Below are 12,855 nucleotides of genomic sequence, written 5' to 3' on the forward strand. Positions count from 1 at the left end.
GCCTCCCCATCCGTTGCGCCACATCCAACAGCCAAGCCAATTGTGCCCACAGTCGGACGCTATGCACGACACGCGGTTCCCCCCGATGGTTGTGCGGGAACCGCCGGTTCAGCGTCCGAGGCGTCCGCGCACCATACCGACCAGGGTGTTCAGCTCCGCGATCCGCATCCGCTTTGCGGCGACGAAGAAGACTCCGAGGAGCACCGCTCCGCCGACGAGCAGGGCGACGAGCGAGCCCAACGCGCCTTCGCCGAGGAGCTTCAGGAGGCCGAAACCGACGGCGCCGGAGACGACGGCCGCGGGCACGGAGGCCATGCACAGGCGGGCGTAGGTCCGCATCACCTGGGTGCCGTCCAGGTCGCCTCCCAGCCGCTTGCGGAGGCGGCGCCACGCGATGCCGACACCGACGGCGTAGGCCAGTCCGTACGAGGCGGCCATACCGACGACGGCCCATCGGGCGGGCAGCACGACGTAACAGATCGCGGAGGCCGCCGCGTTGACCGCGGCGACGATGACCGTGTTGTAGAAGGGCGTCCGGGTGTCCTCGTAGGCGTAGAAGCCGCGGAGCACGACGTACTGGACCGAGTAGGGGATCAGGCCGAGGCCGAAGGCCATCAGGATGAAGCCCATGCCCTGGGCGGCCTCGATGCCGCTGGAGGCGTACAGCAGGGTGCACATCGGGACGCCGAGGGCCAGGAAGGCGAAGGAGACCGGGACGATCGCGACGGCCGAGTTGCGCAGGCCCTGCGAGATGTCGTCCCGGACGGCGCCGGGGTCGTCGTCATGGGCGGCGCGGGAGATCCGCGGCAGCAGGGCGGCCATGACGGAGACCGTGATGATGGCCTGCGGCATGCCCCAGATCAGCTGGGCGTTCGAGTACGCGAGGAAGCCGGCGCCGTTCTTCCCGGACTCCTCACCCGCGGCCGTGGCCAGCTGGGTGACGACCAGGACGCCCGCCTGGTTGGCGAGGACGAAGAGGACGGTCCACTTGGCCAGCTTGACCGTCTTGCCGAGCCCGTGGCCCTTCCAGTCGAAGCGGGGCCGGAAGCGGAAGCCCGTCTCGCGGAGGTACGGGATCATCGCCAGGGCCTGGACGACGAGGCCGAGCAGGGTGCCGATGCCGAGCAGGCGGATGCCGTCGTCCGGGATGGTCTGGACACCCATGTGGGACTCGGCGGAGGTGCCGTAGACCCAGATGAACAGGCCGAAGGTGACGATCATGACGATGTTGTTGAGGACCGGGGTCCACATCATCGCGCCGAACTTGCCGCGGGCGTTGAGGATCTGACCCATCACCACGTGCACACCCATGAAGAAGATCGTGGGCAGGCAGTAGCGGGCGAAGGTCACGGCCACGCTGTTGGCCGCGGCGTCGTCGGCGATGGTGTTCGACATCAGCCGGATGAGCAGGGGAGCTGCGAAGACGGCGAGGACCACGATGGCGCCGAGCGCCACCATGACCAGGGTGAGCAGGCGGTTGGCGTAGGCCTCGCCGCCGTCCTCGTCGTTCTTCATCGAGCGGACGAGCTGCGGGACGAAGACCGAGTTGAGGCCGCCGCCGACGGTGAGGATGTAGATCATCGTCGGCAGGGTGTAGGCGATGGTGAAGGTGTCACCGAGGAGGGCCGCGCCGAGCGCGCCGGTGATCACCAGGCTGCGGACGAAGCCGGTGAGCCGGGAGACCAGGGTGCCGGCCGCCATCAGCGCACTGGACTTCAGCAGTCCGGAGGCACGGCCGGACTTCTTGGGGGCGGGGGCGGGCATGGGGTCCGGCTCCGGGGCGGGCGGGGGCACCTGGCCGGGGGTCTGCTGGTCCCGGTAGAGGTGCGCGAAGGCGTCCGGCTCGGGCTGGTCCTCGCCGGCCCGGGTGACCAGGTCGTCGACGCCGGTGAACTGGACCGTGCGCGCGTCGTCGCCGTACGGGAGGTGGCGCGAGGGCCCTTCGGGCTCCGGCGCGGGGGTCTGTGCCCACACCCGGGGGTCGGGGGCGTGCTGGGGCGCGGCCGGCTGCTGGTACAGCGGCTGCGGCTCCTGGTAGGTCCCGGGCGGGGGCGGGGGGTGCGCGGCGCGGTCGTAGAGCGCCTCGGTCACCGGGTCCTGCGCCGAGAGGTCCCGCGCCCGGTAGGGGTCGTGGGTGTACGCGTCCTGGACGTAGGGGTCCTGGGCGTACGGGTTCTGCGGGTGGGCGCCCTGCGCGTAGGGGTCCTGGCCCTGTGGGCCGGGGTCTCTCCGGTGCGGGGGCGGCACCGGCGGGTGGCCGGGGCCGGGAGGCGGCGTGGGCGTCCCACCGGACGGCTCGGTGCCGCCCGGGCCCTGGCCGCGGTCACCGTCGTACGGCGCGTTCATGGTTACCCCACCTCATCGTCCCCGGCCGACCGGCCACGACATCGCTCAACGGTCCACTTTCTCACCCGTGCCGGACGGGTCGGCGCTTTCGGGCCCGGTGTCCGGTGTCGGGTCACTCGGCTGCTCGGGTTCCTCCCCGGCGGCGTCCGTGGGCCGCGCCTCCGTCTCCGGCTCCGTCCGTGCCTCCTCCGGCTCCATGTCCGGCTCCGCCTCCTCGGCCTCGGCGATCCGCGCGGCGAGGCGCTTGCGCTGGCTGTACATCCGTACGCCCGCCAGGACGAGGAGGAGCACTCCGCCGGCGATCACGAGCATCACCGTGGCGGTGATCTCGGAGACCTTCACGTTGAAGGTCATCGGCTGGCCGTACGGGGTGCCGTCGTCGGTGTAGAGCTGGGCCGTCATCGCGACCTGGCCGTTGACGTTCGCCGAGACGGGGAACTTCACCGACTGGCTGTGCCCGCCGTTGATCTTCACGGGCAGTTCGGCGAGCCGGTCGCCGCCGTCGAGCTTCAGGCGGTTCTTGTTGGCGGAGGTGAGCCGCAGCACCAGGTGCACGTCCTGCAGCAACTGGTTCTGGACGGTCACGGGGATCGTCGCGCTGCGGCCGGACAGGGTGAGATCCGACTTGTCCACCAGCTGGACGCCCTTGGTGAGCGTCTGCAGGTAGTCCAGGACGTTGCTGCGGTAGATCGCGGCCGATCGTGCCTGGCCGCGCCACGAGGTCGACATCTCGCGGTTGATCGCGTTGCCGAAGGGGGTCACGACGCGGTACGGGAGGGTCAGGACGACCTTGAAGTCGTTCAGCTCGTCGCGGGTCGTCTTCATGTCCCGGAAGGCCTGTACGGGCAGCTCACGGTCGCGGAGCTTCTTCGGGTACCGGGAGCTGCCGGGCACCGCGGTGGAGGCGTCCGGGTCGGGCTTGGCCGCCGCGGCCGCCAGGAGGTCGACCGGCTCGCTCCAGCGGCGGGCGGAGAGGCCGTGGAGGGCGGTCGCCATGGCCTGCGCCTGGGAGACGGTGGGCACCCGCTGCGGGGCGACCACGATGCTGCGCCGCTTCTCGGGCTGTTCCAGCGTGATCGCGAGGGACTGGGCGAGGAACTCCTGGACCGCGAGCGTGGACTTCTCCGCCCGGACCATGTCCCCCTCGAAGGCGGTGGACAGGAGCGCGTCGCTGACCACGGCCGTCGTGCTGCCGCTGCCGAGGGGGCGGGCGGCGGTGGGGGTGTACGAGAGGTCGTCGCGGACGCTGTCGCTGCGGGCGATCACCTTGTCGGCGCCGGCCGAGGTCGCCACCGCCACGATCGAGGGGTCGACGGCCCCGTCGGCGGGCCAGGCGAAGTCGGTGGAGGGCTGGACGTGGAGGATGGTCTCCACCGTCCCCCGGGCGAGGGCGGTCGCCGACTGGAGGTGGCCCAGCGAGCCGGGGACGTCCTTGCCGCGGTGGGCGAGGGAGGCGAGGTCGGGGTCCGCGAAGGGCAGCGCGACGACCTTGCGGCCCTGCACCGCCTTCTCCAGCTCGTTCAGCCAGCGCTCGGCGACGGCCTGGTTCTTGCCGGGGACGTGCAGGGCGCCGTCCTTGACGCGGTAGCCGTTCGCCATGGAGTCGACGGAGGCCAGCAGGTCCGGATCCAGCACCCAGGTGACCGGGAGGTCCTTGCCGAGCGAGACGAGCTGGTCGAGCCGTCCGCCCGGCTTCAGCTCGGTCGCCAGGGCGTCGTCCTCGAAGACCGGGGTCTGCTGGTCGTCCGTCGCGGTCTCCGCCGAGACATGAGCCGAGGAGATCAGCGGCCACAGATAGGTGAGCTGGGTCTTCTTCTCGGCGGCCTCGGGCTGGTACGGCACGAAGGTCCGCTCGATGCCGAGCACCCGGTCGTAGCGCTGGTCCGAGGTCTGCCCGGTGAGGGAGACGCCCAGCTGGTAGACGCCCGCCTCGTCGAGCCCGAGCTCGGAGACCGGCACCGAGAGCGAGAAGTCCGCGCTCAGGCCGGCGCCCAACCGGGGGATGGCGACGGTGGGTGCGTCTTCGACGGGATCCGGGTCGCTGTCGCGCCGGTAGCCGGTGCGTCCCGTCACCTGCTCGATCTCGCTGCGGCTCGTCATCCGCGGCCCCACGCGCAGGTCCACGGTCGCGTCGGTGACGGTCTTCTTGCTCCGGTTGGTGACCGTTCCGGTGACCGTGACGGTGTCGCCCTCGACGGGGGCGCTGGGCGCCAGCGTGTCGAGGGACACATCGACGGTCTTCGAGCCGGTGGCCTCCTCGGCGGCGGATGCCGGAGAGGTCGCCGCCGGAGCCTGGAGCAGTCCGGCGAGGAGCGGCGCCCCGACGGCGATGGTGATCGTGCGCCGCAGCCATCGGCGGGCAGGTGAGGGACCGGTTCCCTGGATGTCTGCCGCCTCGGCCACGCGCTCGCCCGTCCTCGTCGTTGTCTGTGGTGCCTGTGGTGTAGGTGGTTCCCGGTTGCTGTGTCCAGGCATGGTAACGAGGCACGCTGGGAGCAAGTGCCGGGGACTGCTCCAGCCGATCTTCTTCCGAGCTCCGGTCGGGGCGTCGGCCGGGGCCTCGGGGCGCCCGGAGCTCGGGAAAAACAGGGACGTCGCCGCGAGCCGGGGCACGTACCCTTTTCTGTTGTGCCGAACGCCAACGAAGACACCCCGACTGCACTGAGCCAGGTGCAACGCCGCGCGGTCAGTGAACTGCTGCGTGTGTCCCCTGCCGCCGACGACCTCGCCCGCCGTTTCCAGGAGGCCGGGTTCAGCCTCGCGCTGGTCGGCGGCTCGGTACGGGACGCCTTGCTCGGCCGGCTCGGCAACGACCTGGACTTCACCACGGACGCCCGCCCCGAGGACGTTCTGAAGATCGTCCGTCCCTGGGCCGACGCCGTATGGGAGGTCGGTATCGCCTTCGGGACGGTCGGTTGTCAGAAGGACGCCCGCGTCGGAGACACGGTTCAGCGTTTTGAGATCGAGGTCACCACGTACCGCTCGGAGGCGTACGACCGGACGTCCCGCAAGCCCGAGGTCTCCTACGGCGACTCCATCGAGGACGATCTCGTCCGGCGTGACTTCACCGTCAACGCCATGGCCGTGGCCCTTCCCGAGAAGGAGTTCATCGACCCGTACGGCGGCCTTGAGGATCTCGCCGCCCGGGTGCTGCGCACACCGGGTACGCCGGAGGAGTCGTTCTCGGACGACCCGCTGCGCATGATGCGGGCCGCGCGCTTCGCCGCTCAGCTGGACTTCGAGGTCGCCCCCGAGGTCGTCACGGCGATGACGGAGATGTCCGGCAGGATCGAGATCGTCTCCGCCGAACGCGTCCGTGACGAGCTCAACAAGCTGCTGCTCTCGGCCCACCCCCGGAAGGGCCTCGGGCTCCTCGTGGACACCGGGCTCGCCGACCACGTGCTCCCGGAGCTGCCCGCGCTGCGCCTGGAGAGCGACGAGCACCATCGCCACAAGGACGTCTACGAGCACTCCCTGACCGTGCTCGACCAGGCGATCGACCTGGAGGAGGACGGCCCGGACCTGGTGCTGCGCCTCGCGGCCCTGCTCCATGACATCGGCAAGCCGCGCACCCGTCGCTTCGAGAAGGACGGCCGGGTCTCCTTCCACCACCACGAGGTGGTCGGCGCGAAGATGACCAAGAAGCGCATGACCGCGCTCAAGTACTCCAACGAGATGATCAAGGACGTCTCGCGCCTCGTGGAGTTGCACCTTCGCTTCCACGGCTACGGGACCGGTGAGTGGACCGACTCGGCCGTCCGCCGCTACGTCCGTGACGCCGGACCGATGCTCTCGCGTCTGCACAAGCTGACCCGCTCGGACTGCACCACCCGCAACAAGCGGAAGGCGGGCGCGCTCTCCCGTGCCTACGACGGCCTGGAGGACCGCATCGCCCAGCTCCAGGAGCAGGAGGAGCTGGACGCGATCCGCCCCGACCTCGACGGCAACCAGATCCAGGAGATCCTGGGCATCGGCCCCGGCCCCGCGATCGGCCAGGCGTACAAGTTCCTGCTGGAGCTCCGTCTGGAGAACGGGCCGATGGAGCACGAGCGGGCGGTCGCCGCGCTCAAGGAGTGGTGGGACGCGCGGGGCTGAGCCGAGCCGCGCCCGGGTGTGGCGATGTTTCACGTGAAACGTCGTCGCCCCGGTGGCACTCGCGAGGGGTGGTGTTTCACGTGAAACATCACCCCTCGCGGCGTTCCCGTCGCAGCACGAGCGCGATCACCGCATAGATCACGGCCACCAGCACGACCAGCAGAGGCGAGCGGCCGTCGGGCGGCAGCATCAGCGCCGCGACCCCCGCCGCAGCCACGAAGGCGACGTTGAAGAGCACGTCGTACAGCGCGAAGACCCGGCCCCGGTACGAGTCGTCCACGGAGGTCTGCACGACCGTGTCCGTCGCGATCTTGGACCCCTGGGTGATGAGCCCGAGGACGAAGGCGGCGACGAGGAACGGGCCCGGGGCGAAGGTCAGCGCCAGCACCGGTTCGAGCACGGCGGCCGTCGCCGCACAGACCGTCATCCAGCCGAAGGGCCCGAGCCGTCCCACCGCCCACGGCGAGAGAACGGCGGCCGCGAAGAAACCCGCGCCCGAGATGCCCACGGCGAGACCGAGCAGCCCGAGCCCTTCGGACTCCGTGGCACTCCACGCGTAACGGCAGAGCATGAGCACGCTGACCAGCAGGGCGCCGTAACAGAAGCGCATGAGGCCCACCGCGGTGAGCGCGCGGGCGGCCGGCCGTCGCTCGGCGAGGTGACGCAATCCCTCGGTCAGGCCCCTGGCCGTCGAGGCCAGTTCTGCGGTGAACCGCTGCTGCACGAGGACCGGGTCGGGCCCGAGGAGCTCACGGGACATCCGCAAGGAGGCGAGGGCGGCGCAGAGGTAGAGGGCGGCGCCGAAGGCCACCACGACAGCGTCGGACCGGGAGGCGATCAGCTGGATGCCGAACGCGAGTCCGCCGCCCACGGTGGCGGCGAGGGTGCCCGCGGTGGGAGAGAGCGAGTTCGCCACCACCAGCCGTTCGGCGTCGACCACGCGCGGGAGCGAGGCCGAGAGGCCGGCGAGGACGAACCGGTTGACGGCCGTGACGCAGAGCGCGGAGGCGTAGAAGAGCCAGTCGGGGACGGAGGCGAGGATGAGAACAGCGGTCCCGCTGGCGAGCAGGGCGCGCAGAAGGTTGCCGTAGAGGAAGACCTGGCGCCGCTGCCAGCGGTCGAGGAGCACGCCGGCGAAGGGCCCGACGAGCGAGTACGGGAGCAGCAGGATCGCCATCGCGGAGGCGATCGCCGTCGGGGAGGTCTGTTTCTCGGGGGAGAAGACGACGTAGGTGGCCAGGGCCACCTGGAAGACGCCGTCGGCGCACTGCGAGAGCAGCCGGACGCTGAGCAGCCGGCGGAAGTTCGTCAGGCGCAGGAGTACGCGCAGATCACGTACGACGGACATGGCAGCAAGACTCACATACGAAGAGGGTCCCCGGGGCTGCGCCTCGGGGACCCTCGATCGTCAAGCGGGCGGAGCTTAGCGCTCGACCTCACCCTTGATGAACTTCTCGACGTTGGCGAAGGCCTCGTCGTCGAAGTACTGCACCGGCGGGGACTTCATGAAGTACGACGACGCGGAGAGGATCGGGCCGCCGATGCCGCGGTCCTTGGCGATCTTCGCGGCGCGCAGGGCGTCGATGATGACACCCGCCGAGTTCGGGGAGTCCCACACCTCGAGCTTGTACTCCAGGTTCAGCGGGACGTCACCGAAGGCGCGGCCCTCGAGGCGGACGTACGCCCACTTGCGGTCGTCCAGCCACGCCACGTAGTCCGACGGACCGATGTGGACGTTCTTCTCGCCCAGCTCGCGGTCGGGGATCTGCGAGGTGACGGCCTGGGTCTTGGAGATCTTCTTGGACTCCAGGCGGTCGCGCTCCAGCATGTTCTTGAAGTCCATGTTGCCGCCGACATTGAGCTGCATCGTGCGCTCAAGACGGACACCACGGTCCTCGAACAGCTTCGCCATCACGCGGTGCGTGATGGTCGCGCCGACCTGCGACTTGATGTCGTCGCCGACGATCGGGACGCCCGCCTCGGTGAACTTGTCAGCCCACTCCTTGGTGCCGGCGATGAAGACCGGAAGGGCGTTGACGAAGGCGACCTTGGCGTCGATGGCGCACTGGGCGTAGAACTTCGCGGCCTCCTCGGAACCCACCGGCAGGTAGCAGACGAGAACGTCGACCTGGCGGTCCTTGAGGATCTGGACGACGTCGACCGGCGCCTCGTCGGACTCCTCGATGGTCAGGCGGTAGTACTTGCCGAGACCGTCGAGCGTGTGACCGCGCTGGACCGTGACGCCCCTGTTCGGGACGTCGCAGATCTTGATGGTGTTGTTCTCGCTGGCGCCGATGGCGTCCGAGAGGTCGAGGCCGACCTTCTTCGCGTCGACGTCGAAGGCGGCGACGAACTCGACGTCACCGACGTGGTAGTCGCCGAACTGGACGTGCATGAGGCCGGGCACCTTGGCCGCCGGGTCGGCGTCCTTGTAGTACTCGACGCCCTGAACCAGCGAGGCGGCGCAGTTGCCTACGCCGACGATGGCTACGCGAACCGAACCCATTCCGGTTGCTCCCTGTGTGATCGTGGAAGCCCTGCTGTGCGCAGGGTTTCACTTGGTGGTGTCGTCGGACGGATCCGGCCGGGTACTGCCCCCGTGCCGGGGCAGGCCGCCCGTTTCTCCAGAATCGTTGTCGTGCAGAGCGGGGGCGTCGGAGCCGGATCGCTGATCCCGCCCTGCCCGCTCGCTCTCGATGAGCTCGTTCAGCCAGCGCACTTCGCGCTCCACGGACTCCATACCGTGGCGCTGCAGCTCAAGTGTGTAGTCGTCGAGGCGCTCGCGGGTCCGGGCCAGAGAGGCGCGCATCTTCTCCAGGCGCTCCTCCAGCCGGCTGCGGCGCCCTTCGAGGACGCGCATCCGCACCTCGCGCTCGGTCTGCCCGAAGAAGGCGAAGCGTGCGGCGAAATGCTCGTCCTCCCAGGCGTCCGGGCCCGTGTGGGAGAGGAGCTCCTCGAAGTGCTCCTTGCCCTCGGGTGTCAGCCGGTAGACGATCTTCGCTCGGCGTCCCGCGAGTGAAGCGGCGAGGGCCTCCTCGGGGGCGCTGCCCGGTTCCTCGATCAACCAGCCGCTGGCGACCAGCGTCTTGAGGCACGGGTACAGCGTCCCGTAGCTGAAGGCCCGGAAGACGCCCAGCGAGGTGTTGAGGCGCTTCCGCAGCTCGTACCCGTGCATAGGGGCCTCGCGCAGCAGGCCGAGGACGGCGAACTCGAGGATGCCGGAGCGTCTGCTCATTCGTCGCCTCCTCTTCCGCCTGCGGGCCTTATGCCGTGCTGATGTATCGACTCGATACATCAGCACGATAGAACGGCCTCTGTGTCTCGACAAGCGGGACCGCCGTGACCGGCGTCACATCATCAATTCACAGCGATCGACTTGTCTGATTTGGGGTGAAGTCCGGTCCTAGGCGGGTTTTGGCCGTGCGTAGTCTGTGCGGCATGCAGAACACCGGGAACCGAGCACGGGCGTGGGGCGTCAGTGCTCCGGGTGACCGGCTGCGGTACGGGGGGACCTCCGATGGGGTCCGGCCGTGCGCATTTCGGGGGGACCGGAACTCAACTGCCGCTTCCAGGCGTATGCGCCTGCCCGAGGAGTAGTCGTTCGATGAGCGAGCATCGTCGCAAAATGCCGCCGCAGCAGCCGCCGACGGGCGGTCGCGCGGCGGCACGGCGCGCTGCCCAGCAGCCGGTGGGCCGCAGGTCGGCCCCGGTCCAGGATTTCGGTACGGGGGCCCCTTCGGCCTCGTACGGGCCTCCCTCCTCCCATGGTGAGGAGCAGCGCCCCTACGGAGGTCGGGCGGAGGCCCGCAGGGCCGCCCAGCGCGGCAGCCGCCGCAAGGGGGCCGACACCGGCCCCGGGGGCCCGGGTGGCCCTGGCGGCGGACGGCGCGGTGGAGGCGGTGGCGGCGGTGGCGGCCGCGGCAGCGGTCCGGGGCGGGGCGCCGGCGGTACGCCGCCGGGCAAGAAGCGGATCATCGACTACCCCCGCTACGGAAAGTACGGATGGCGTCGCTGGATGCCGTCGTGGAAGCTCGTGACGGGCACGTTCCTGTTCTTCATGGCGAGCCTGATGGGCGCGGCCGCCTTCGCGTACTCGTCGGTCGAGGTTCCCGACGAGGCCCTGACCGCGACCTCGCAGAACAACATCTACTACTGGGCCGACAAGACCCGCATGGTCGCCACGGGCAGCGGCACGAACCGCCAGATGGTCCCGTTCGAGAAGATCCCGAAGTCCATGCAGAACGCGGTGATCTCGGCGGAGAACAAGACCTTCTGGACGGACTCCGGTGTCGACCCCATGGGCATCGGCCGCGCCGTGTGGAACATGGCCAAGGGCGGCGAGACCCAGGGTGGTTCGACCATCACCCAGCAGTACGTGAAGAACAACCGGCTCGACGACCAGTCGCAGACCCTCAGCCGGAAGGTGAAGGAACTCTTCATCTCCATGAAGGTCGGTGACACGGTCGACAAGCCCGAGATCATGGCCGGCTACCTGAACACCGCGTACTACGGACGCGGCGCGTACGGCGTCCAGGCGGCGGCCCGTGCCTACTTCAACACGGACGCCGAGAAGCTCAACCCCAGCCAGTCGGCCCTGCTCGCCGCCGTGCTGAAGGGCGCGACGTACTACGACCCCGCGGGCTACCCCGAGATCGACTCCGAGGCCACCGCCCTGAAGAACACCGAGCGGGCAACCAAGCGGTGGAAGTGGATCCTCGACGAGATGGAGAAGGACGGGCACCTCCCCGCCGCGGAGCGTGCCAAGTACCAGACCTTCCCCAAGGTGGAGAAGCCGAAGAAGAGCGCCAACCTGAGCGGTCAGATCGGATACCTGGTCACGACCGCCAAGGCCAACATCAAGGCCCAGTTCGGTATCACCGAGCAGGACCTGGAGCGCGGCGGCTACGAGATCTACACCACCTTCGACAAGAAGAAGGTGACCGCGCTCGAGGCGTCGGTGTCGAAGATCCTGAAGGAGTACATCGACCCGAAGAAGCGCCCCACGACGGACACCAACGTCCAGTTCGGCGGCGCGTCCGTCGACACGGCCACCGGGAAGATCGTCGCGATCTACGGCGGCGTCGACGCCACCAAGCACTTCAACAGCAACGCCGACAACACCGGCGCCCAGGTCGGATCGACGTTCAAGCCCTTCGTGCTCGCCGCCGCGATGAAGGACGGTGTCCGGGACCGGGAGCTGGGTCCCGTCCAGGACGAGTCCACGCGCACCATCGTCGACCCGGACAAGAGCCGCTACTCCGGCAAGAACGGCCTGACGGTCCGGAAGTACAACGGCGAGATCTGGCACGACGAAAAGGGCAAGGAGTGGCGCCAGACCAATGACGACGACGCGAGCTACGGCAACATGACCCTGCGCGAGGCCATGATCCGTTCGGCGAACTCGCCGTACGTGCAGCTCGGCATGGACGTCGGCATCGACAAGGTCCGCGACGCGGCCGTGAAGGCGGGCCTGCGCCCCGAATCGCTGGTCCAGGGCGAGGTGCCCTCCTTCTCCCTCGGCATCTCCAGCCCGAGCGCCATCCGCATGGCCGGCGCCTACGCGACCTTCGCCAACCAGGGGGAGCAGAACGACCCCTACTCGGTGGAGACCGTGAAGAAGGACGGCCTCGTCATCAAGCAGCACGAGGCGAAGACCAAGACGGCCTTCAGCCCCGCGATCGCCAGCAACGTCACCGATGTCCTCCGGGACGTCGTGGAGGACCCGAAGGGCACCGGCCGCAAGGCCGCCATCCCGGGCCGTGACGTGGCCGGCAAGACGGGTACGACCGACGGCAACAAGTCGGCCTGGTTCGTCGGGTACACCGCGCAGCTGTCGACCGCGATCGACATGTACCGCTTCAGCGACGACGAGACGAAGAAGAAGCGCGAGTTCGAGGAGATGTACGGCACGGGTGACCAGCCGCAGATCCACGGTTCGTCCTTCCCCTCGCGGATCTGGAACGACTACATGACCGAGGCCGTCGCGAGCGACCCGAAGGTCGAGTTCCCCAAGCCGGAGAAGCTGGAGAACGCCGAGCCCGTCTTCGGCGGTGGGGCCACCAGCCCGACGCCGACCCCGACGGCCACGCCGACGCCGACCGAGACGACGCCGACGCCGACGACGACTCCCCCGACCACGCCGTCGACGACTCCCCCGCCGACCACCAGGACGCCGAAGCCGGGCAAGACGACCTGTGACATCTGGGGCTGGAACTGCGACGACAACACGCAGGAGCCGGGCGACCCGGGCGGCAACACCGGGCAGCCGACCACCACGCCACCCGCGACCGGCACACCCACGCCGACCGACTCGCCGTCGGACGACGGCAACGGCAACGGCAACGGCAAACCCGAGGACGGGACCTGGATCCCCTGATCCCTCCCGCCGGGGCACTCCCTGAGGGCCGCCGCGGC

7 protein-coding genes are annotated in these 12,855 nt (G+C 69.5%); 2 read left to right on the forward strand and 5 right to left on the reverse strand.

The genetic code is table 11. The features are described 5' to 3' along the window. Positions 1-108: 108 nt before the first annotated feature. Together murJ and AMK29_RS12195 are read right to left on the reverse strand one after the other, a co-directional pair. Positions 109-2,346, reverse strand: coding sequence for a murein biosynthesis integral membrane protein MurJ (murJ, locus tag AMK29_RS12190; protein WP_073811678.1), 2,238 nt, complete (start codon positions 2,344-2,346; stop codon positions 109-111). A gap of 45 nt (positions 2,347-2,391) precedes the next feature. Further along, positions 2,392-4,749, reverse strand: coding sequence for a DUF6049 family protein (locus AMK29_RS12195; protein ID WP_073811681.1), 2,358 nt, complete (start codon positions 4,747-4,749; stop codon positions 2,392-2,394). Positions 4,750-4,974: 225 nt separating this feature from the next. On the opposite strand from AMK29_RS12195, the gene AMK29_RS12200 reads away from it, so the two are divergent. After that, the gene (locus tag AMK29_RS12200) at positions 4,975-6,441 is read left to right on the forward strand and encodes a CCA tRNA nucleotidyltransferase (protein ID WP_073811684.1); all 1,467 of its coding nucleotides are present in this window, start codon (positions 4,975-4,977) and stop codon (positions 6,439-6,441) included. An 88-nt stretch (positions 6,442-6,529) separates the two neighbouring features. Here the strand turns inward: AMK29_RS12200 and AMK29_RS12205 are convergent, their stop codons facing one another. From AMK29_RS12205 to AMK29_RS12215, 3 genes are all read right to left on the reverse strand, one after another. Beyond that, a complete protein-coding gene (locus tag AMK29_RS12205; RefSeq protein ID WP_073811687.1) occupies positions 6,530-7,789 on the reverse strand; it encodes an MFS transporter in 1,260 nt (419 codons plus the stop codon). A gap of 75 nt (positions 7,790-7,864) precedes the next feature. Next, positions 7,865-8,947 carry an inositol-3-phosphate synthase gene (locus tag AMK29_RS12210; protein ID WP_073811690.1) on the reverse strand — a complete coding sequence of 361 codons (1,083 nt, stop codon included), beginning with the start codon at positions 8,945-8,947 and terminating at the stop codon, positions 7,865-7,867. 48 nt (positions 8,948-8,995) lie between these two features. Beyond that, on the reverse strand, positions 8,996-9,676 hold the full coding sequence (locus AMK29_RS12215; protein ID WP_073811693.1) for a PadR family transcriptional regulator: 681 nt from the start codon (positions 9,674-9,676) through the stop codon (positions 8,996-8,998). A 369-nt stretch (positions 9,677-10,045) separates the two neighbouring features. On the opposite strand from AMK29_RS12215, the gene AMK29_RS12220 reads away from it, so the two are divergent. After that, entirely contained in the window at positions 10,046-12,817 is a 2,772-nt protein-coding gene (locus tag AMK29_RS12220) for a transglycosylase domain-containing protein (RefSeq protein WP_079196845.1), read from the forward strand. The last annotated feature ends 38 nt before the right edge of the window (positions 12,818-12,855 follow it).

The organism is Streptomyces sp. CB02261 (assembly GCF_001905665.1).
In the GTDB taxonomy this organism is placed as follows: Bacteria; Actinomycetota; Actinomycetes; order Streptomycetales; family Streptomycetaceae; genus Streptomyces.